Source organism: Laceyella sediminis (genome assembly GCF_003003125.1).
Taxonomy (GTDB): domain Bacteria; phylum Bacillota; class Bacilli; order Thermoactinomycetales; family Thermoactinomycetaceae; genus Laceyella; species Laceyella tengchongensis.
Genome location: NZ_PVTZ01000003.1, coordinates 156386 through 179482, shown reverse-complemented (window position 1 = coordinate 179482; position 23097 = coordinate 156386). Strand labels below are relative to the sequence as shown.

Genomic DNA, 23097 nt, shown 5'->3' with positions numbered 1-23097 from the left:
TGTCATATAGAAAGGAAGGATTTCAATGCACCCATTGCCAAAAGTGCCAACAATGGAAGTAAGAGAGCGGATTGCTCGTTTTCAGGCGAAACTACAGGAGAATCAGATCGATGGGGCCATGATTACACAGAATGTGGACTTGTATTATTTGACCGGGTCGATGCAAAACGGCCTGCTATATGTGCCGCAGTCGGGGGAGCCCCGTTTTTATGTGAAGAAAAGCGTCGCTCGGGCCGAATTTGAGGCGTCCGTTCCCGTGGAGGAAATGGGCCGGATGAAACAGCTTGGCGAGCGGTTGCGTTCAACTTTCGGGAACGTGAAGCGGATCGGGATCGAAATGGATGTGTTGCCTTATGGTTTGGCGGTACGGTACCTCGGCTTTTTCCCGGATGCCGAAGCCGTGGATGTCGCCTTTATGCTTCGACTGGTCCGGGCAGTGAAGTCGGAATACGAACTCAACCAGCTACGGATCGCCGCTACACATGTGCAGGAGATGGTAGCCATGCTGCCGCAACAGATCCGCGTGGGGATGAGCGAGGTCGAACTGTCCGCGCAAATCGAACACGCGCTCAGATTGAAAGGAAACATTGGCATTTATCGCATGCGCGGCTACAACCAGGAACTTTGCTTGGGCATGGTCGCATCGGGAGAGGCTGCTGCTACCCCAACTTACTTTGACGGCCCAGCAGGGGGCTTAGGTATGTCCGTCGCTAGCCCACAAGGAGCGAGCCGTAAAACATTCTCAGTGGGGGAGCCCATCCTCTTCGACATCAGCACGGTGGTAGAAGGATACATCATTGACCAGACGCGCATGGCCGTCATCGGCGAATTGGACGAGGAGTTGACCCGTGCCTATGAAGTGGCTGTGTCCATCATCAGAGAAGCGGAGCGCATGGGAAAACCGGGCGTCCCCTGGCAGGACTTATACCTCAAGGCTTTGGAGATGGCCGAAGCCGCCGGCCTGCAACAACACTTCATGGGCTTTGGAAACGACCAAGCCAAATTCCTCGGCCACGGCGTCGGATTGGAGTTTGACGAATTGCCGGTCTTGGCACGTGGATTTGCGCAACCCTTGGAGAAAAACATGGTCATCGCCATTGAGCCCAAATTCACCTTCCCGGGCCGGGGCGTCATCGGTATTGAAAACACCTATGTTGTGACTGAGCAGGGATTAAAAGCCATCACCACCACTCCGGAAGACATCGTCCGGATTCCTGAGTAGCTCTTAACGCAAGCACAGCCCAGCCCGCTGGATGGCTGGGCTTGCTTGTTGGTACTCTCTTACGCAGTGACGCCAAACAAAGACAAGAGAGGCCAGGAACCAACGCCGCACCGGCGACATAAGATGAGGAGAAAAGTGGAGCAGAGGAAAGAAATACCAAGCAAACCTGCCTAAATTCTCCGCCACCGCTCACCACGCAGCCTCCCTGCTCATAGTATAACTTGACTGGTCCCTGACCCTTGTATTCCAGTGCTTGAGCAAGGAAGGGTGTCAACATTTGAGTAACCAAAAAGGCAAACCCTTATTGACTAATCGGGAGAGGGAAGTATTCGAGCTGTTAGTCCAAGACAGGACCACCAAAGAAATCGCCCAACAACTCTTCATTAGTGAGAAAACTGTCCGCAACCACATCAGCAACGTGATGTGGTGTATTTGCAAAAAAGGGGAAAAGCATATGGAGTGGTTGGTCAAAGCCACGCCATTGCTTCTGACGGTTAATGCAATGCTCAATTATGTTTTGACGTGCGTATCGTTCTTTACTGAAGGATGAAGGAGAGAGGACGACTTGGCTTTTTGGACCGGCGCTCAGCCTGATTTTTACGCTCTGGAATCGTGTGGGGAATGCCACGTTTGAGGAGTAGGCGACGACAAAACGGATAGCTGTAGCCGCGATCTGCAATCAAATGATCCGGCCTCTTGCGATGTCTTTCTTTTCCAAAACGGGGAACACAAATGGAGTCCAGCAATGCTTGTAATTGGGTACAGTCATGCTGTTGACCTGGGGTGATGGTAAAAGCGAGCGGGCAACCTTTTCCATCACAAGCAAGATGAATTTTGGTCGTCAGTCCTCCAAAGCTCCGCCCCAGTGCCTCAGTTTAGAAGTGAGGATCCCCCTTTTTTCGGCGCGCCTGTGGCGTGCTGATGAGCTCGAACAATTGTGCTGTTGACGAGGACGACCCAGTCGACATCAGAAACTGAATAGAAGGTTTGGATATGCTCAGAATGGAATAGATAAAAAAGTTTAGTAGAAAAGGAAGAATATAAACAATGGGATGGGAGTTGTGTGTTGAAAGTATTAATCATATAGAGAACAATCCCAGCATTGGGCAAGTTTTCTTTCGTGGGGTTGAGCACTTGTCATACGGACACCAATAGGCAGACCGTTCTCGTCTGCTACAACCATGACTTTGGATCCATTCCCCCACTTGGTTTTCCCTACATGAGACCCTCTTTTTTATACGGTACGAAGCTACCGTCGAGGAAGGCCTGAGCCCGCTCTATTTTTGATTGTGCGTCTAGCTGTGAAAAAAGAGCTCGCCAAATACGATCCTCTTGGTAATTTTAGGGGTTTGCTGTAGGCAAAATAGGCTTTTTGTGATTTGTGGCTTAGGAAAGAAACTGTTACCAAAACGCAGGCACTTGTCATTGGTGATTTTGGTATATTTATTTGATTGCTTAGTTAATAAGTAACTTGGTTTAAATACAAGGAAAGCGCCATGGAAACACTAAGATTCTAGCTCCTCTCGCTAATTAAGCAACAACCTCTATGAATTATTCTTTACTTATTCATTTTGAAATAAGTTCTAAGTAGATCAAAATAAATTTAAAAGAAGCTTTTCAACAATAACTGTGAATGTCCGAGAGAAATCAATGTATTCCGTGCTGTATTAAGAACTTCATTTATATAATAAGTCTTAATAAAAAATTGAATAGTATTGAAAAAGATGCTATGCTGATTCAGGAAGGTATCTTTTCATAATGAATTTCAAAATTCCAGACATTTAAGCCGCATTTGAAGTAGAAAGTTGGTGGAACTCTTTTGGAGACGGGTATCCCCATTAAGAATGCGGTCGCTTTGCATTGTAGAAGTGTAGTTAGTCGATGTCATTTTTTTGCTTCCAAAAAGGAGGAGTATTCTGAAACTAAACCATTTCTTCTTTTAGTGTCTGGAATCATTAGCATGTTGTTGTAACCCGTTCGCTCCTGCTTAATTCCGGTGTCTTGAAGTGCTTTGACATAACGGTGGCTGGTTATTTGGTCAACCATTGTCAATGCGGATCGACACAGCCTTTAACTCCTTGAGGAAAATGGTTTTTAGTGCTCGGTTGACAACAGAAAGAAGCTCATCGGTTCGGAAGAACCATGACAATGAATAGCCCAATTTTATTTGTTATAGGCATAGATCATGGTAATAGGTAGCTCTAGCCATCGCGCCCTGAGTGAGGCTAACAAGCCTAACTTTTTCGTGGTGCGGTAAACGCGCTTAGACATGGGACAGGCTCCTTTATTAATGAGTTTAGCAGCTTAGGAGAAGAATTAACCTAGTCCTCTCTATTTGCAAGATCTTACACAAAAAATTAATTATTAATCGAATTTATATATGTATACTGTTTGACAATTAGATAAAAATTTCGGAGAAGTTGGTGGGATCATGGATTTGAGGAAGCTGGTTAAAAAAGGCGACACCTCTCTGATTCATCCACTGTTTGAGGTTTTACTGAAATATAAAGCAACCCCTGAATCCTCCAGAAAGGTCATTGTACTCCCAAGAAAATATGATATTGCAGTTTGGTTGGGCATTTGGGATGCAGCGTGGGAACGATATAAACATGGTAAAGGTCTGGATATCGATAGCTTATCATTCAAAAAGGGGCAGAAGTTGTTGGTTAACAATGTTGTATGCGAGTTTGTATCAATTAACCATTCGGCCGGACGAATTAAACTTTCTGTAAGACATCCCAAAAAGAGAAGGGTAAATCATATCATTCCTTTAAATAAGATTTTCAGACTGTATCCTGTAAAAAATGAAGCTTCTTTGACCATTGCTACAACGTTGATCAATGATCCAGAATCCAATGAAAAACTGATTTTGGACGAAAATATTCCTATTCATACAGCACTCATTGGAAGTATGAAATCATTTAAAGAAGCATGGGGAAAGTTGAAACATCTTGACCTTGCATCCTGTGCAAGACTTGATAGAGATGGAAATATAGTTGACATTGACGTTTGTTCAAAGCAAATGTTGAACAATCTCGTTGTTTCAAGTGATATTCATCGATTTTACAGCTATTTAAACTCTGATAATCCCTTACCCAATCACCTGATCATTGATGGATCCAGACATTTGTTAGACGATCGATCACAGTTTGAAGACTTGGTATTTGAAAAAGGTATTCCGGTAACGGTTTTGGTTGAACATAGCGAGAGTAAAAATGTTAATTTTTTTCGAGATTTGGGGTTTAAGATTGTAATGGATAAAAGGTGGATCGATGAATTGAGGTTGCCTGAATCCGGGAAATTTGAATACATAAATCGAATGTTCGAAATCTCCCGTGAGATTCAGATTGAACCCGTTGTTTTTGAAAACGAAAATTTATCAAGGGCATTTGAAACTCTTCATCGTGATGCAATACATTTGGGTGAAAAAGTTAATGACCTACGTTCAGAGGCGGCCATGTATCTTTATTTCATGGCATTGTCTATTACTCCGACAGTTTATTTCAGTGAGCGTTTGTCCGAAATTAGAAGAATTCTTAGTTTGGACAAGTCACTGAATGAATTGACATTGGCTTTGGAGTTGTTGGAAAACGAGGAATACAGGCATAGGCAAGAAAATGAAAAGATCAGATATTTAAAGAATTTACTATTGACATATCGGACCGATAAAATTGGAATAGTGGTAAAAAATAATCAAGAATTTTTGAAATGCGAAGAGTATTGGAAGGAGTTTTTTCAAGCCAAGGGATTGAAAAAAGTTGAGATAGTCACCCCAAAATTATTGATGTCGGGAGACCGGTATTATGACAGATTGTTTGTGTCAGGGTATTTGGGATTAGAAGATATGCATCGATTAATAGCTTTGTATTCCTGCAAGGATCTGACTATCCTTTTGTGGGATCATGAGATGAAAACTTATTTTTGGACTTTTTATCAAATAATCCAAAGAAATTTTTCAGTTTTTTCAGGGCGCATTGTTTGGAAAAAAATTGAGCAATTGACAGAAAAAATTCCGACAACAGAAGAATTGAAAGGGACATTGCAGCTCGAACCGGAAAAAATTGAGTTCAGATACTTTCAGGGCAGGTACTTTAAAAAATACTTAACAAGTGACAAAAATCTTGCCGAAAATGCATTTCTTATTGAGTTTGAAGACGGATATCGGGCATTTTTCACTCAAACTTATCCATTATACAAGGTGATAGACGAAGGTGATGATCTTGAGGATTATTTCTTTAAAGAGATTGAGGCTTCTGTACTGAAGAAAGGGGACAAGATCATCTTTGTCAAGTCATGTCCTGACAAAATCAAGGAGATTGTTGACGATTATTTCAAAAAAAACAACAATCTTGATCTCAGAGGAATGGCAATTCTCTGGCAAACCGCCCTAAGAATAAAGTTTGAAGAAAAGAACAGAAATCTTGACGAACTGTTCAAGCTTTTGAAGCAACACGGTTTGAAACGAACTAAAGTTACCGTAAGCAATTGGCTGAAAAAGGAAATGATCGGACCGGCTCAACTGGACGATATAGATATTATTGCCCAAGCAACCAAGTATCCGCCTCTTCTATCCAAGATTAAAGAAGTGAAGGAAGCAATTGTCAAACTGAAATCTGCTCACATCCAAGCTTCATACATATTGGCAAATCAAGTGTTGACTGAAATCAAGAAATGTTACGGTGAGTCAGCTGTTGCACTCGAATCAGGTACAACAACGGGTATGTATCAATATCTTGTCGTCAAACGGGTTTCCAAATTATTGAAGAATGTTAGAAAGTCTTGCGTCAACAAAATTTTGGAAATCAAAGATGGGGTGGAAACATGGCACGGATGATTCCCGATGTTTATGACAAAAATTTAAGAAGCCAAGGCGAAAAAGAGGTATTTGAACTTTTTAAAAATGCCCCCAAATCAGATGACTGGGTAGTTTTGCATTCTTTGGGGATTTCACGTCACGTAAAACGATTGTATGGAGAAATTGATTTTGTGGTCTTGGTTCCGAATTTGGGGATATTTTGTCTGGAAGTGAAGTCTGGGGGCGTCAAAAGAGAGAACGGGTTGTGGATCTTCACGAACCGACACGGAAAATCGTTCAAAAAAAAGGTGGGTCCTTTTGAACAGGCGAGGGACGGAATGTTCAGTTTGATGAAATCAGTGGAAAGCCGATTCGGCAAGTACGATCGTCTGGGAAATTTGCTTTTTGGATGCGGTGTGATGTTCACAGATATAGAGTTCAAAGAAAGCGGCCCAGACATGGAGCAGTGGCAGGTTTATGATTTACGCAGCAAGAACAAGCCGGTTACCGAATATATCAAACGGTTGTATGAGAATACAAAAAAGCTGTTGGAGGAGAAAGGCATATCGAGAATATTGCCAAAAAAAAAGGATATCGAGAAGTTGGTATCCTTTTTAAGAAAGGATTTTGATATCATCGTTCCAATGTGGCACAGGGAACAAATGGCCGAAAACGAAATCATTCGTCTCACTGAAGAACAGTATGCTTGTTTGGATGGAATGCAATTTAACAAGCAGGTGTTGTTTGAAGGCGGAGCAGGAACCGGAAAAACCATGTTGGCTGTTGAATCTGCGAGAAGGAGTGAATTAAAAAATCAAAGAGTTTTGTTCTTATGTTACAACAGCTTACTTGCGGATAAGCTCAAACAAAGCTTTACGGATCAGTGCATGGTAACGGTATCTACTTTTCACGGATATCTGAGAACGATATGCAAACGAGATCATTTGGATGAAAAACATCCTGACTTTTTTAACCGAATTCTACCGGAAAAAGCATTTGAAAATATTGTTGAATACGGTTTAGAACCGTACGACAAGTTGATTTTGGATGAAGGGCAAGACTTGATCCGTGAAAATTATCTAGATGTTTTGGATTTGTTGATCAAAGGTGGATTGAAAGAGGGAGAGTGGCAGATATTCTGTGATTTGAAATATCAGTCCATCTACAGTGATCAGAGCCGTGATGAAATGTTGCATCTTCTTCAGAACAGGGCTCAATTTGCCTCTTTCAGATTAACTAAAAATTGCAGAAATACAAGATATATTGCAGAGCATGCCCTGATTTTATCTCAGGCTGACAAGGATGCTTACAAAGTAAGTGAAGTTGAAGGTCTTCCGGTGGACTATTACTTCTTCGATGATGAAAATGATATGTGCTACAAGGTTATGAATGCATGGAAAAAATTGAGAGATGAAGGAATAAGCCCGGATTCTTTGACCATTCTGTCTCCAGGAAGATGGGGGAATTCCGCTATATCAAAGGTTTCCGGGCCAAGTTTGAAAATACACGATTTGACGATCCGCCTTCCCAAGCCTGACGGTAGTGTCGGATTCTGTACCATACATTCCTATAAAGGGCTGGAAAACAAGTATATCTTTATCGTTGATCTCGATGATCTTGAGTCGGCCAGGATCAGAGAATTGTTATATGTGGGGATGACCAGGGCAAAACTCGGTTTGTATTTGTTCATTAAATCAGACTTGAAGGAAACTTGGAGTGAGATTTTTCTGAGGAGGGTTCTGCGATGAGACTTAAGATGATTGATTTTCTCAGGAGGGAATTGATTGGCCCCGATCCGATCCCACCTTTTGTACAGGACAATGGGGAGGAGGTATTATTGGAGCCGCCCAGGCAAAGATATGGTGCCGCAATCCTCTTCCCGCAGGGATTTGTCATGGACGATTCCGAAAAGTTGTCTGAAAAAGAATTGGCTTCGTTGAACGAGGAGAAAGATGAAGAGGAATATACGGAAGAGGCTGTTGACAGGACAAACATCAGGTTCGGAAACGATTATGAAGACGAGGAAGAGCCTTATGAGGATGTTGTCAATCTCTCCAATGCTTTTTTTCCGTCCGCGATCGGGTTGAGCTGTTTCATGGAATCCCCTGCAGACGGTGTGGTTGTACATGTATACGCTGGAAGATATAAGATCGATAGTTTCTCTTGGAGGGATCAAAACGGCAATGAAAAAGTGAAAAAGAATGCTTATCTTCGGGAAAGTATTGACTCATTCATCCCGATCGCTACGGAAGAGCTGCCCCTTCGAGCAAGAGAGAGCAGAAGATTTCCGGTTGTTTACGGAGAAGAAGAGATCGGTTTGGCTGTTTATGTGACCAATCGTTCCGTCATCAACGGCCGCCATTTGATTACTTTTTCCTTGGTAAATGAAATGAAGGGAGATGCATCCAGTCGGGACAGTGAAAAATGTTTTTTCCAAGTTAATATGAAAATAGAATCCAAAAACGGAGAAGCATGTATTCTGCCTTATCCCGAAAACCGGTACATTGCACACGAAGATGACAAAGTGAACAAACTGTTATACAGAAACCATAAGAGTTATGCAATCGGGCACGGGTGTGCCGCCCACTGGGTGGAAGGTGGAAAAGGGAGAGCCAAAAGAGTTGAAACAAGCATCCTGCCTTCCTTTGAAATGAAACCTATTCTTCCCGTCAGATTGGAAGATGTTGAGTTGAGCATGTTGGATCTGGCAGACTTGGGTGAATTTGAAAAGGGTATCAGCAATTTGAAACTTTTGTGTACTAAATATGAAATATGGATCAAGGAGCAGGAAAAGCAAATCCCGCTTCTTGAAACGGACTTTCAGGATATTGCACAAAAGCAAATTGAAAACTGTTACCGTTGTTTGAACAGAATGAGGGAAGGACTTCAGCTTCTCAAATCCGATGAAAAAGTATTGCAAGCTTTTCAACTTATGAACAAGGCAATGCTTATACAACAACTCCGGTATGCCCTTCCGCTCAGAAATTGGAATGAAAATGAGATAGAACCGTTCAAAGAAATTGAGGTGTTGAACAGAAATACTTGGCCGAAGAAACATCTTGGAAACTGGCGTCCGTTTCAGATTGCGTTTATCCTGATGAACTTGAAGTCGATAACGGATCCGAATTGCAAAGAAAGAAAGATGGTCGATATCATCTGGTTCCCGACAGGCGGGGGAAAAACAGAGGCATACTTGGGACTTACTGCTTTTTCCATCTTTATCAGACGACTGAAAAAACCTGAGGATTCGGGAACTTCCGTATTGATGAGATATACTTTGAGACTGTTGACCGCTCAACAATTCCAAAGAGCCGCTGCCTTGATCACGGCTTGTGAGCGTATCAGAGAAGAAAAGTCTGATGTGTTGGGCAATGATCGAATAACCATCGGACTTTGGGCCGGAGGGGGTAAAGAGGGTATTTCTCCAAATACTCGTCAGGAAGCAAAATCGGCGTATTCGGCTTTAGAGAGGAACAGTACACAAGAAAATAAGTTTGTATTGCTCAAATGTCCGTGGTGCGGAGCACAAATGGGGCCGGTGCCAAGGAAAAGGAAATCAAAAAAATTGGAGATCAAGATTGTTGGTTATAGAAAAACAAGAGAAACTGTTGATTTTCAGTGCGGTGATAAAAATTGTCATTTTTCCGAGAAGGCATTGCCCGTTCTGGTGGTCGATGAAGATATGTACATGGAGCCTCCTTCCTTGGTCATCGCAACGGTCGACAAATTTGCCATGTTGCCTTGGAAACCGGCAGCAAGAGCATTTTTTGGATTCAGGGATAACGGGAAAAATGTTTCACCTCCGGACTTGATCATTCAAGATGAGCTTCATCTCATTTCCGGACCGTTGGGTTCAATGGCGGGGCATTACGAAACTTTGGTGGAGGCTCTGTGCAAAAAAAACGAAATGGGAAGCGGTCCGAAAATCATCGCATCCACTGCCACCATCAGCAGGGCCAAAGAGCAGGTTCATGCGTTGTACAACTGCGATCAGGATAATGTCTTTTTGTTCCCTCCACAGTGTTTGGAAGCGGGAGAATCATTTTTTGCATATGTGGAGCACGATAATGCCAAGGTTTCTGGACGGATCTACGTGGGGGTACATGCTTCCGGACTACCGTCACATGCTACTGCCCAAGTGCGTGTAATTTCTGCTCTGAGCCAAGCCGTGAAGATGATCGAAGCAGATGATAAACAAAGAGATCCGTATTGGACTATTGTAAACTACTTTAACAGTCTGAGAGAGCTTGGACACGCCGCAACCCTTGTTTCTGCGGATATCAATGAATATATCCGTTCCATGTGGTTCCGTAAAAATGTTTTGGGCGACAACAACAAGAAAAGGATCATTCTCAAAACCATTGAGCTGACTTCGAGGGTAAAATCAAGTGAGATCCCGCAATATTTACAGGAACTTGAATGCAGTTATCCAGGAAATAAAGAGCACAAACCTGTTGATATTTGTCTGGCAACCAATATGATTTCGGTCGGAATGGATATTCCACGGCTGGGTTTAATGACAGTAATCGGACAACCAAAGACGACTTCGGAATATATTCAAGCCACAAGCCGGGTTGGAAGGAGTCAAGACGCACCCGGACTGGTGGTCGTGATCTACAATACTCAAAAACCTAGGGACCGTTCCCAGTATGAGCAATTTTACTCTTACCACAGCAAGATTTATTCTCATGTTGAACCGACAAGTGTTACACCGTTTGCTACGCCGGTCAGAGAACGTGCACTTCATGCGGTGATTGCAGGTATTGTGCGCTTTCTTGGCTCAGAAGAGAACTTAAAGTGGCCCTATCCTCCCCCGGATGAAAAAACAAAAGAGTTTGTTTTAAATACAATTCATGAAAGAGTGGAACAAATTGATCCCGCCGAACTGGAAGATACATTAAAAATGTTGGGAAAGAGATTTGCCGAATGGGAAGGGCTTAAACCGTTGGAGTATGGTAATCCAATGGGTTACACTCGTAATCAGCCTCTCATGTATCCTTATGGAATGAAGCCTGATAATAAGTTGAAAAGAGCTTGGCCCACTCCCACATCCATGAGAAATGTGGATGTTGAATGCAAGGTTGAAGTGATTTACAATTACCCGGAAGGAGACGAAGCAAATTGAATAAAATCAGGCAAAGTCAATTGATTTCTCCATGGGGAATTGGTCAAATCGTAAACTTTCCCAATGATGTGTCCCTGATGGTTTGTGGTTTAGATGCATGGGAAAGAACTTATCAATATGCCGAAGATCTTGAAGAATTCAAAATCAGGGAAGAAAGACTGGAAAAACAATTGGGAGTCAGTCATTTTCGGCTGCCTCCCGACTATCGGGAACGGAAGAGAGATGTTCAAAATTCAAATCTCTCCATTCCTTTCGTCAACTTTCCCCTGTGGGAATATTGTCCCAGGTGCGGCTGGATGACAAAGCGTTCTCTGGTTGGATATGAGCAGAGTTTCTGTATTGGTTATGAGTTCAGTAAAGGACTTTCATGTGATCAGTTGAAAAAACGTCCGCGTTTGATACCGGTACGTTTCATTACGTTATGCAGGAATGGGCATATTGAAGATTTTCCCTTTGAAGAATGGGTTCACAGGGGAGAAAAGTGTAAAAAAGGTCGCAGTCAATTGCGATTGATCGCCGGCAAAAGCAGTAGTCTTGCAGGAATAGAGATTTCATGCATTTGTGGACTCAAAAATACCATGGCCGGAGCCTTTTCGGAAGGTTCGCTTGACAACCTAAAAAAGTGCAGTGGAAACAGACCGTGGTTAGGAGAAGTGGAAGACAAGGCAAAAGGATGCGGAGAAAGTTTGACGGTTGTTCAACGCGGGGCATCCAACGTTTATTTTCCAATTGTAAAAAGCGCAATTTTTCTTCCCGATTATGGAGAAGTTGACACAAAAACGGTTGAAGCGTTTGAAGATGTTTGGAAAAGATACAGACCTACAATTGAAGGATCATCCAAAGAGGCATTAAAGATTTTGGTCCAGGTCTTTTCCGAACAGTACAATGTTAACGAAGATACACTGCTGAATTTGATTTTTAAGAGATTGGATGAGGTAAAGGACAGAAAAGCAGTTGAAAAGAATGGTCCAAGCAAAAACTTGGATGTTGAGATTCGGATGCCGGAGTATCAGGCGATATTGACTGAAACCGGAGCAGATGATCAAGATTTGTATGTAAAGAAAATAGACGCAAAAGAGTTTGATCCTGAGGTTTCTCGATATTTCAAGCAAGTGTCACTTGTTCATAAACTAAAAGAAACAAGGGTCTTATTAGGTTTTACAAGATTGGAACCTCCCGATAACAACAATGTGGTCAGCCGAAAGTATGAGCTTACCAAGAAACCAGTCGATTGGTTGCCTGCCATTCAAGTAAGAGGAGAAGGCATTTTCATTGATTTTGACAAAGAGCAATTGGAAAAATGGGTTTCTAATGATTCCGTCAAAAAAAGAATAAAAAAACTGGAGTCAAATCTCAAAAAGAAAAAACGTTACCATGGGGGTGATTTTGAATTAAATCCTAAGTTTGTTTTGTTGCATACTTTTGCTCATCTCCTAATCAATCAACTCAGTTATGAATGTGGCTACGGCAGTTCTTCACTCAGAGAGAGGATTTACTGCAGTCAAGACGGTTCGGACGATACCATGAGCGGAATCCTGATTTATACGGCATCCAACGATTCGGAAGGGTCGATGGGTGGTTTGGTCAGGCAAGGTCTTCAAGGTCGTTTAGAGAACATTGTTTTTTCTGCCATCCAGAATGCAAGATGGTGTTCTGCTGATCCTATCTGTATACAAAGCAATGGTCAGGGTCCTGACTCCTGCAATTTAGCTGCATGCCACAATTGTGCCTTGTTGCCGGAAACGTCGTGTGAGTTCGGAAACCGAATTCTTGATCGTGCATTGATTGTGGGAACGGATGACGATGAAAGTGTCGGTTTCTTTTCATCATTGGTGTGTATACAATAATGGTACATTATTTATAATTAACAGTCGGGTAACTTTGCCCCGACTTTCTTTATTCTATGAGAACTTGTGTTCGCAAATAACCCTCGATGGTATAATTGAGATATTACAGCTGAAAAGAAGGGATGGCAATTGGTCGTCATTGATTTGTTTTCCGGTGCAGGTGGATTGAGTGAAGGCTTTCACAGGTTGGGATTCCGGTTTGCGGCAAAGGTCGAAAAAGACAAGTGGGCATGTGAGACACTGAAAACGAGGATAGTGTATCATTTTTTAGTGAAACAAAAAGATTTGGATACTTATTTTGCTTATCTTCGTTCGTCCGGTGAGTACAAAAACATCGATATTCACAGAGAGGCCGTTTTTAAGAAATATCCTGATTTAAGAAATTTATTGGAACTGGTGGTTTTAAACAGAAAGTTTGGAAACCCCAGCAATGATAAAGAGGCTACTTCAACGACCCAAATTATTCATGAAATTGACCAGTCTCTTAAAAAACAGAAAATGACCAGCGTCGATTTGATTATCGGTGGCCCTCCTTGTCAGGCGTACTCACTGGTCGGAAGAGGGAGGATGAGGGAATTTGCTGAAAAAGATCCACGCAATTATTTGTTCTATTATTATTTAAATCTGGTTAATTATTATAAACCACGGGTGTTTATCTTCGAGAACGTACCCGGGATCCTTAGTGCAAAAAAAGGAAAGGTGTTTGAAACAATAAAAGAAGAGTTTGAACGGATCGGTTACAAGCTGTTATCGGGAGAGAACAAGGATGAATTGAAGAATGTGTTGGATTTTAGTGATTACGGAATTCCGCAAACCAGAAAAAGAGTGCTTCTTTTTGGATTTCAAAGTCGGTTTGATTACACATACCCGAATTTTGAAAACCATAAAATTGTTTGGAAGGACCCTCTCACGACGAGAAATGTTTTGTATGATTTGCCAATGTTGAATCCCGGAGAGGGAAATGATCATTTTTTCTGTGAATATCCAGAAATTGATGGCCGTATTTCTGATTTTCAAAGAAAAATGAGAGAGAACAGTATCGGTGTTTTGAATCACAAAGCTCGTCAGCTCAGAGATCTCGACAGGGAGATTTACCTCATTGCCCTTGAAAAGGCATCACAAGGGCTACAGCTTCATTATGATGAATTGCCGGAGAGATTGAAAACTCATAAAAATCGCGGTTCGTTCACTGACAGATTCAGAGTTCATCGTGTGGACGGGTTGCCTCATACCGTTGTTGCTCATATAGCGAAAGACGGGCATTACAATATTCATCCAGATTTCAAACAGTGCCGTAGCCTGACCGTCAGAGAAGCAGCCAGAATACAAACATTCCCCGACAATTACAAATTTGAGGGGCCTCGAACCGCTCAATTTGTTCAAGTGGGAAATGCTGTACCACCCTTAATGTCTGAAATTGTCTCTCGTTCAATCAAAGAAATGTTGGAAAAATGAAATACAGTTTTTATTATAATGAAATTTTTATATTTTTGGAGGAAGACGGTTATGGATAAACCGGACCCGACTCGTTCCAAAAACATGAGAGCTATTCGTGGAAAGAATACGAAATTGGAAGAATGTGTTGCCAAAGCTTTATGGCAACGCGGTGTTCGATTTCGCAGAAATGTGGGGGATTTATACGGAAAGCCCGATATAGCAATCAAGAAATATAAGATAGTGATTTTCGTTGATTCATGTTTTTGGCATTTTTGTTCTGACCACACAACCATACCAAAAAGAAACCGGGATTTTTGGATCAACAAATTATCAAGAAATAAAGAAAGAGACCAAGAGGTGACTGAATACTACCGGGAACGCGGTTGGTATGTGTTTCGGATCTGGGAGCACAGATTAAAAGAAGATTTTGATGGGGTTATTGATGAACTTGTTGAATGTGTTCAAAATACAAAAAGAGTTGAGTTTCTAAACATATAATAAGTCGACGACAAAATAACAAAAAACAAACGATAATGCCAAAACAACCGGCTGTCCCTTAGTGTACGGGAGGCCGGTTGTTTTAGAAGATCGGCGTTTTTGCCATTTACTCCTCTTGGATATTTGGTTATTTTATCTGATACGCCACCATTTTTCTATATAAGACTTTCGCTTCTTTAGGAGCCGTCATGTCCGATCCGGTTTATAGAAGAAGGGGGGTGGTGCCGAATATTCAGATCATTTTAGTGGCAAATCAAACACTTTGATGATGATGAAGTAAGATTTTTTCTCCGCAATGAGATGGAGGAAAGAGGCTGGTATGAATATCCTGATATCATTCGCATGGCCCGAAAATGGTTGGAAGCGAACCCAGGCCGATTGAATTACCGTGCGGCTATTGTTGATGAAGCTCAGGACTTTACTGAAGAGTCGTTTAAATTGTTGAGGGCCTTGGTCCCAAAAAACAGAAATGACCTGTTTATTGTGGGTGATCCCCACCAACGGATTTACTCCCGGTTTGCGGTTCTTTCACGTTGCGGAATCGATGTCAGGGGACAAAGATCCAGACGCTTACGCATTAACTATCGCACCACCGAACAAATTCGAAAACAGGCGATACAAGTTATCGGAGATATTCCATTTGATGACTTAGATGGAGGGCAAAATTTTGCAGATGATATCTCGCTTATGTCAGGAACGGAACCCGTATGCGTAAACTTTGCAAACGTAAACCTTGAGAGGCAGTTTATTCTGAAACAGATGAAGGAATTATTGAGAGAAGGAATTTTGCCTCATGAGATCGGCCTTTTTGCGAGAACGAAAAAAATGGTTGAGAGGTATCAAAAGTTTTTGGAGGAGAATGGAATGGCTGTCTCGCTTCTTACCACAGAATCTCATTTAAGCAATAAAGGAGTCCATTGCGGCACGATGCATCGGAGTAAGGGGCTTGAATTTCGCGTTGTCTTTCTGGCTGGGGTCAATGAAAAAGTCGTTCCCCTTGATGCTTTTACCAAAATTGAAGATATTGAAGAAAGAGAAGAGAAAATCAAACAAGAAAGGTCTCTCTTGTATGTTGCGAGTACCAGAGCGCGAGAGAAATTGTTTATTACTTCGTATGGGAAACTTTCGCCATTTTTAAGAAATTAAGATCTTATACCTGGCTCGTTGTTTGAGCCGGGTAACCGTTTGGTGGATTCGTCAGCAAATTACACCCGATCATGATCTCTATAGTAATCAAGATCATTCATCAGCTTTATGCGGGGGTAGTGGTTGCCCATTCGATTGCTAAATTTCCTGCGGGTGATTCCAGCACATCCAACTGATCCAATTTGCGTTGATAATCATATTTATTTGATTTAACCATATGCAAGGTGACCAGTTTCAATCTGGTCATCTTTTTTCCTGGATACAAGAGCGTGTCTGATGAATAGGCCAGCGTCTCCAAAACCATGTTCTTGTTTCTTTACTTGTGTATCAGCGCTCTTGGAGAAAAGGTTAATCCCTACCAACCTAATTCACCAGACACGCCCACATCTCTGAGCATACAAATCAGGAGGTATTTTAATGATAAAAGGGTTATATGAAGCGCATTTGCCTGTCAGTGATATCGAAAAATCTATTGCGTTTTATCAAAAACTTGGCTTGGAACTAGCATATAAAGGTGAAAAGCTTGCATTTGTTTGGATTGAAAAAGGCAAGAGCTGGCTTGGTTTATGGGAAACAGATCAAGTAACCCTGCCCTATCATCCCTCTATCCGACACATTGCCTTTCATGTCAGCCTGGAAGATATCACCAAGGCTAAAAAATGGCTACAAGAAAAGGGAATTGAGGTTAAAGAAGCTTTTCGTTTTTCTCCGGAACGACAACCTCTTGTACTTCCAAATAATCCACAAGCACACGCAGCCATTTATTTTCATGACCCTGACGGCAATTTGTTGGAATTGATCTCACCTCTTAGACTTGATGTGGAAGAGGAATTTGAAATGATGGAGTTGGCCGATTGGTACAATAAAATGGAAACAGAATAAAAAAGGTGTAAGCCTGATTAAGTTACAAAGAAAGATGGATATCTGATCCATCTTATGGATGGCTGTGAAGAGGGGGAGTGACCTGTTGGTTCCCTCTCTTTTTGTTTTTAGATTGAAAAACGAAGTAGCAATTAGAAATCATCATGGGTCTTATTTTCAATACTGCTCCTCTCACCGTTGAATCGGTCTCAAGAGAAGCTTATCAGACAATAGATGGGATGTACTTTACGATGTAAAATGCAATGCAATTATATAAATAATAATTCTAAAAACAAAAGGGGAATGGTTATGAAGATTCTAATTAAAAATCCGTTGATTTTAGATTTTAAGGAAGAGAAATTCATTACATATCGAGCTCACATCATAATCGAGAATGAGATGATCTCCGACATTACTAGCGATTTTCCAGAGGATATATCTGGTTTTGATGAGATCATTCAGGCGTCCCAATTGGTGGCTTTGCCAGGATTGATCAATACCCACAACCATTCTCCAATGAGCTTGTTGCGGTCATTCAGCGATGATTTGCGCTTGATGGAATGGCTTGATAAAAAAATGCTCCCTGCGGAAGAGAACATGACGCAAGAAGATATCTATTGGGGAGCCCTGTTGGGAATCACAGAGATGATCAAATCAGGAACTACGGCGTATGCGGACATGTACATCCATATGGATCAAATCGCACAAGCTGTTTACGATTCGGGAATCCGTGCATCGCTGACACGGGGGCTCGTGTTTTTGGGTGATGATGGGGGACAGCGCTTAAAGGAGAGCATAGATTTAGTTGAGTCATGGTCGGGGAAAGGGGATGGTCGCATCACAACCATGATGGGGCCTCATGCACCATATACCTGTCCCCCGGAGAACTTGAAAGAGATCATGGAAATCGCCAAAGAATTAGGCGTACCCATTCATATTCATTTGGCCGAGACGCATGAAGAAGTGGAGAAAATCAACAAGAAATATGGAAAAAGCCCCACCGAGTATTTGGCTGATCTGGGTTTGTTTGATGGAGAGCATCATGTTTTGTTAGCGCATGCTGTTCATTTAGATGAGCAGGATATTGCATTGCTGAAAAATATGAAGGGCGGGATTGCGCACAATCCTTACAGCAATATGAAGTTAGGTTGCGGCATTGCTCCTGTTTCCAAATTCATCGAAAAAGGAATTTTGGTCAGCTTGGGAACAGATGGGGCGGGCAGTGCTACTTCACTCGATTTGTTTAAGGAAATGAAGATGGCATCTGGTTTGCAGAAGTTGGAACACTTTGATCCGGCGATCATTGATGCGCATGCGATTTTGCAAATGGCGACAGTAAATGGTGCTAAAATCTTGGGGATTGATAACCAAGTAGGGAGAATCGAGAAGGGGAAAAAGGCGGATATCATTTTGGTTAACGTCAATCAGCCTCATTTGGTACCGCATCATGATATGGTTTCTCTGCTTGTGTATTCCGCATTTGGCCAAGACGTGGATACAACGATTGTAAATGGGAAAATCTTGATGAAGCATCGCCAATTACTGACGATTGATGAAGAGAAATTAATATACGAGGCGCAAAGACGAGCAAAGCGGATTGTGGAAGGGGTTTAATTGGGGGCCAAAGGGTCCCCGTTTTTTTGCTTTCACACCGTTTTTCGCTCTCTCCGTGGAAAGGGCCGTTAACGGTAGTACGTTGCATTTTCATGATCACACACTTTCGAGAACAAGACAAATTAGGATTAAAGTTGAAGTTCCAGGCTCGTACAACCGTTGTTTATGCATAAAGTGAAGAGAGAGGTGATGATCGTGAAGAAAGTAACTCTGGTGCTGGGAAAAGAGACGTTTGGCAATAAGAATCCGGAGGTAGCATTTCACGAAGCGTTCGCTCCTTATTTTGTTAACGAAATGAAGGACGGTCTGGGGGAGCGATTGAGCCGTTTACACAAAAGCTCCGTGAAATATAGCGGCAAAAGAGGTTTGAAGATCACGCAATAGGCATGAGTTTAAACTTGGTGGTGGAGGATGCCGTTGGTCGATGGAGATCAGAACAGGTCTGGATCAGCGCCTGAACGTTTTGCTGGCATGAGCGCTTTCATACATTGCAAGAAGTGTGTATAAGATGGGAGGAGATTATGAACCGAAATACATATGCAGTGTATGTCCGGGTTTCCACAGAAAAAGATGAACAGATCTCTTCTGTTGAAAACCAAATCGACATATGCCGCAACTGGCTGGAACGAAACGGGTTTGTGTGGGACGAACAGTGCGTATATAAAGACCATGGAATCAGTGGTACGGTGTTTCTTGAACGGCACGCCATTCAGCATATCTTGGAAAAGGCCAAACGAAAGGAAATCGATATGGTCATCTTTAAATCCATCAGCCGTTTGGCTCGTGATTTAAAGGATTCGTTGGAAATCAGGGAAGTGTTTATCGCTCATAATGTCCGGATTATCTCCGTCGAAGAGGGATATGATTCCTTGCAAGCAGGCAAAAATGACATGGCGTTTGAGCTTTGGTCTTTATTTTCCGCGCAGTACAGCCGCACGCTGTCGTCCAGCGTTTCCGCCGCGTTAGCCGCCAAGGTGAGACGTGGCGAGCATATCGGTAAAATCCCATATGGTTATGACCGTGTAGACGGGTTTCTCCAGATCAACGAGGAAGAAGCCAACGTGGTGCGCCAGATTTATAGTTGGTACGTAAATGATGGATGGGGATTCCGAAGAATTACGCATGAATTAAACCGGCTCAACATTCCTGCCAAAGAAAAAAACAAATGGCAAGTGACCTCAGTGCAACGGCTGATTCAAAATCCCATCTATTGTGGGGACTTTATTCTGAATCAGTATAGCAAGGTAAAGGCGGAGGGCAAGAAAAAGCAAATCCGCAATCCTAGGCAAAAGTGGATCGTGTTTAAAGACCATCATGTGCCAATCGTTTCAAGAACCATGTGGGAAAAAGCCAATTCGGATCACATCAAGGATCAAAAACACGCCATCACCCCTTGGAATGATTTGCGCGGGTTCTGCAAATGCAGTGAGTGCGGGTGCAACATGGTGATTGTTCAATCCAAACGAAAACTGGCCGACGGTTCGAAGAAACAATATAATTATTTGAAGTGTTCCGCCTACCGGCGCAGTGGCGAGGAACATGGTTGTGTCAATCATTACCCCATATTTTATGAAGAGGTGCGACAGTTTCTGATTGAGCGGCTGAAAGAAAAAGGGGAATCGATCACATTTAATTTCGTCAACGACATGGAGCAGAGAAAGCAACGCCAGATCAAACAGTTGCAGAAACAATTGAAGCAATTGGCGATGAAAAAGAAAAATCTTCTGAACGTATTGTTGGAGAAGCTGATCTCCAAAGAAGAATTTGAAGAGAAAAGAATGGAACTGGATGAACACATTTATCAGCTTGAGGCCGAGATTTCCGAACTTAGTCAAAAGGAGTACCCTCATAAACAGATTTGCAATGTGCACCAAGCGTTGGAAGCGATAGACAGTGAACACAGGGATTTGCATCAGCTGTTTACAACGCTGTTACATGAAGTCATCATTCATCCTCATGGCAAAATCGATGTGGTGTACGCGTTTGCAGAGCCTAGTGGAAAGTAGTACTTAGGTACTGGACTATTTTTCTAGTGAGATAGATATGGAAAAATAGATGTTGATATAAAACCCATAGCTTTGGACCTAAAATGCAGAAGTTTTGATTGTATAAGTGGAGGCGACGATGGGCAAACGGAAGTGGTCTTTGGAAGCACGCATGGTTTGGTGGATCAGTTTGTTGCTGATTTTGGTTATTAGTTTGCTTGGTGGCACTTATTATGTTTTAATGGTCGATTATATCCAAGAACAAGTGGGCAAACGGGCGCTTGGGATTGCGCTGACGGTGGCGGAAATGCCTGAAGTTAGACGTGCTTTTGACGATGAAGTACCATCGCAGAGCATTCAGCCATTGGTTGAAAAGATTCGCAAACAAACCGAAGCAGAGTTTATCGTTGTGGGCAATAAAAAAGGAATTCGCTACTCTCATCCGGTTCAGGAGCGGATCGGCCAATACATGATCGGCGGGGATAATGAGCGGGCTTTATCGCGAGGGGAGTCATATGTATCGAAGGCCATCGGGAGTTTGGGGCCATCCTTGAGGGGAAAAGCCCCGATCCGGGATGACCGTGGCAGAGTGATTGGAATCGTGTCGGTGGGAATTTTGTTGAGCGATATTGATAAGATGTCTCACACTTATTTCGCGAGGATTGCCACGGTGATCATTCTGGTATTTGCGATTGCTGTGATTGGCGCTGCGTACCTGGCAAAGCGGTTGAAAAGATCGATATTTGGCTTGGAACCCGAAAAGATTTCTGAGTTGTTTCAACAACGGGATACAGTGATTGAATCAGTCAGAGAAGGGATTATCATGATCGATGGAGACGGAAATTTAACTCTATTCAATCAGGCGGCGGTCGGCATGTTGGGTTTTGTCGATTCCAAACCGGCCATAGGTTCTCCTATCCAGACGATCCTTCCCAATACCAGACTTTTGGAAGTATTACATACGGGAGAAGCAGAACTAGATCGGGAAATGGTCATCAATGGTAGGGAAATCGTAGTGAACCGCTTGCCCATTCGCAACAATGGACAGGTGGTAGGAGTTGTGGCCAGTTTTCGCTTGAAATCGGAGCTGGATGAGTTAAACGAGAATCTATCACAAGTGAAGCGGTATGTCGAAGCGTTAAGAGCACAAACCCATGAATACCAAAACACCCTCTACACCATTTCCGGGTTGATTCAACTCAAGTCTTATCAAGAAGCGATTGAGCTTATTCATCATGAGAGCGAAGTTCACCAAGATCATGTGTTATGGGTGCTGGAGAAGATAGCGGATCCTTGGTTGGGTGCGATTCTGATCGGTTTCTACAACCGGGCACGCGAGCTAAAGATCGATCTCATCATTGAACGCGAAAGCAGTATGGGCAGAATTCCTCCATCCATCAGCCCTTCGTCTCTTGTTTCCATCTTGGGAAACCTGATCACCAATGCGTTTGAAGCGGTGCAGAGTTTGGCAGAGGGAGAACGCAAAGTGAAGCTTTTCATCACGGATATTGGAGATTCGATCTGGATAGAAGTAGAAGATTCGGGAGCGGGTATTCGCGAGGAACATCTTGCCCGCATTTTTGACCGGGGATTTTCGACCAAGCCTTCTGCTGATGGGATGCGGCGGGGTTTTGGGTTAGCCAAAGTGAAACAATTGGCGGACGAGCTGGGTGGAGCTATTACGATCGAACAAGGAGACTGGGGTGGAGCCGTCTTTGCGGTCGCTCTTCCCAAACAGGAAAGGGAAAGGATATGAGCAAGTTGAAACCCATTGAAGTTTTAATCGTAGAAGATGATGCGCGAGTGGCTAACGTGAACCGGCGTTTTATGGAGAAAATCGAAGGCTTTCAAGTGGTGGGGATTGCGGCGAATGGGCAAGAAGCCAAAGTGTGGCTGGAGGAGATGCGGCCCCAGTTGGTTTTGCTGGACGTTTATCTCCCTGATATGAAAGGAATCGAGCTCGTCTGGTATATTCGGCAGCACTGCAAAGATATCGATATCATCATGATTACCGCAGCAGAGGAGATAGAGGTTATTCAAGACGCATTGCGTGGTGGTGTATTTGATTATTTGGTAAAGCCTGTGCTCTTCGACCGCTTTAAGCAGAGTATGGAGAAATACCGGTTGCATTTGCAAACCTTATCCTCCCATCAAAGATTGGATCAAAAACAAGTGGATCAACTATTGGGCCATGTGCAGGAACCCATACCGGAAAGAAGCTTGTCCAAAGCGCTTCCCAAGGGGATCGATCCAGTAACCTTGGAGAAGGTGGTGCAAGTCGTGCAAGCACATTCGGAGCAGGGCTTGACGGCGGAACAGGTTGGCAAGCATTTGGGCGCCAGTCGCACCACTGCGCGGCGATACCTGGAGTATTTAGTGTCAATCAAACGTATTCGCGCTGATCACACTTATGGAGCGATTGGCAGGCCGGAACGGAAGTATTATGCTGAACAAATTTGAACAATCAGTGAACAATATGAACAAAATGTTCCTTATCTTTTTTATTCTCTTTATTTGCCTTAACTAGGCTTTTGATCCTGCTCCGTGTACAGTAGAAATATCACGCA

The 23097-nt window shown here is 42.9% G+C and carries 17 protein-coding genes; 15 read left to right on the top strand and 2 right to left on the bottom strand.

Translation table 11 applies throughout. From position 1 onward, the window contains the following. Positions 1-25 precede the first annotated feature (25 nt). Both CLV36_RS05495 and CLV36_RS18010 read left to right on the top strand, forming a co-directional pair. Positions 26-1222 carry a M24 family metallopeptidase gene (locus CLV36_RS05495; protein WP_245888299.1) on the top strand — a complete coding sequence of 399 codons (1197 nt, stop codon included), beginning with the start codon at positions 26-28 and terminating at the stop codon, positions 1220-1222. A gap of 277 nt (positions 1223-1499) precedes the next feature. After that, positions 1500-1772, top strand: coding sequence for a helix-turn-helix domain-containing protein (locus CLV36_RS18010; RefSeq protein WP_425436561.1), 273 nt, complete (start codon positions 1500-1502; stop codon positions 1770-1772). On the opposite strand, the gene CLV36_RS05485 is transcribed toward CLV36_RS18010, so the two are convergent. After that, positions 1759-2067: a transposase gene (locus CLV36_RS05485; protein WP_342748006.1), complete on the bottom strand. Its 309-nt coding sequence runs from the start codon at positions 2065-2067 to the stop codon at positions 1759-1761. The genes CLV36_RS18010 and CLV36_RS05485 overlap by 14 nt on opposite strands. A gap of 1586 nt (positions 2068-3653) precedes the next feature. Between CLV36_RS05485 and CLV36_RS05480 the strand changes: the two genes are divergently transcribed. From CLV36_RS05480 to CLV36_RS05450, 7 genes are all read left to right on the top strand, one after another. Further along, positions 3654-6056: a DrmE family protein gene (locus CLV36_RS05480; RefSeq protein WP_106341990.1), complete on the top strand. Its 2403-nt coding sequence runs from the start codon at positions 3654-3656 to the stop codon at positions 6054-6056. Then, on the top strand, positions 6044-7765 hold the full coding sequence (locus CLV36_RS05475; RefSeq protein WP_106341989.1) for a nuclease-related domain-containing DEAD/DEAH box helicase: 1722 nt from the start codon (positions 6044-6046) through the stop codon (positions 7763-7765). The genes CLV36_RS05480 and CLV36_RS05475 overlap by 13 nt, the downstream gene beginning before the upstream one ends. Beyond that, positions 7762-11142, top strand: coding sequence for a helicase-related protein (locus tag CLV36_RS05470; protein ID WP_106341988.1), 3381 nt, complete (start codon positions 7762-7764; stop codon positions 11140-11142). Before CLV36_RS05475 ends, CLV36_RS05470 begins: the two co-directional genes overlap by 4 nt. Next, positions 11139-12989: a DUF1998 domain-containing protein gene (drmB, locus tag CLV36_RS05465; protein WP_106341987.1), complete on the top strand. Its 1851-nt coding sequence runs from the start codon at positions 11139-11141 to the stop codon at positions 12987-12989. Before CLV36_RS05470 ends, drmB begins: the two co-directional genes overlap by 4 nt. A gap of 129 nt (positions 12990-13118) precedes the next feature. After that, the gene (locus CLV36_RS05460; RefSeq protein WP_106341986.1) at positions 13119-14444 is read left to right on the top strand and encodes a DNA cytosine methyltransferase; all 1326 of its coding nucleotides are present in this window, start codon (positions 13119-13121) and stop codon (positions 14442-14444) included. A gap of 51 nt (positions 14445-14495) precedes the next feature. After that, the gene (locus CLV36_RS05455) at positions 14496-14924 is read left to right on the top strand and encodes a very short patch repair endonuclease (RefSeq protein ID WP_106341985.1); all 429 of its coding nucleotides are present in this window, start codon (positions 14496-14498) and stop codon (positions 14922-14924) included. A gap of 300 nt (positions 14925-15224) precedes the next feature. Beyond that, positions 15225-16070: a 3'-5' exonuclease gene (locus CLV36_RS05450; protein WP_106341984.1), complete on the top strand. Its 846-nt coding sequence runs from the start codon at positions 15225-15227 to the stop codon at positions 16068-16070. 106 nt (positions 16071-16176) lie between these two features. Here CLV36_RS05450 and CLV36_RS05445 read toward each other — a convergent pair whose 3' ends face one another. Continuing rightward, entirely contained in the window at positions 16177-16374 is a 198-nt protein-coding gene (locus CLV36_RS05445) for a hypothetical protein (protein WP_106341983.1), read from the bottom strand. Positions 16375-16487: 113 nt separating this feature from the next. Here CLV36_RS05445 and CLV36_RS05440 point away from each other — a divergent pair, with 113 nt between their 5' ends. The 6 genes from CLV36_RS05440 to CLV36_RS05415 all read left to right on the top strand — a co-directional run bounded on the left by CLV36_RS05440 (position 16488) and on the right by CLV36_RS05415 (position 22990). Further along, complete coding sequence (locus tag CLV36_RS05440) at positions 16488-16952, top strand: VOC family protein (protein ID WP_106341982.1); 465 nt, start codon at positions 16488-16490, stop codon at positions 16950-16952. A 288-nt stretch (positions 16953-17240) separates the two neighbouring features. Beyond that, positions 17241-18545 (top strand): amidohydrolase, encoded by a 1305-nt coding sequence (locus CLV36_RS05435; protein WP_106341981.1) that lies wholly within the window; start codon positions 17241-17243, stop codon positions 18543-18545. A 195-nt stretch (positions 18546-18740) separates the two neighbouring features. After that, the gene (locus tag CLV36_RS05430; protein WP_123827420.1) at positions 18741-18929 is read left to right on the top strand and encodes a hypothetical protein; all 189 of its coding nucleotides are present in this window, start codon (positions 18741-18743) and stop codon (positions 18927-18929) included. A gap of 137 nt (positions 18930-19066) precedes the next feature. Then, positions 19067-20551, top strand: coding sequence for a recombinase family protein (locus tag CLV36_RS05425; RefSeq protein ID WP_106341980.1), 1485 nt, complete (start codon positions 19067-19069; stop codon positions 20549-20551). Between the two features lie 118 nt (positions 20552-20669). Continuing rightward, positions 20670-22286 carry an ATP-binding protein gene (locus tag CLV36_RS05420; protein WP_022735953.1) on the top strand — a complete coding sequence of 539 codons (1617 nt, stop codon included), beginning with the start codon at positions 20670-20672 and terminating at the stop codon, positions 22284-22286. After that, entirely contained in the window at positions 22283-22990 is a 708-nt protein-coding gene (locus tag CLV36_RS05415; protein WP_022735954.1) for a response regulator, read from the top strand. The genes CLV36_RS05420 and CLV36_RS05415 overlap by 4 nt, the downstream gene beginning before the upstream one ends. The last annotated feature ends 107 nt before the right edge of the window (positions 22991-23097 follow it).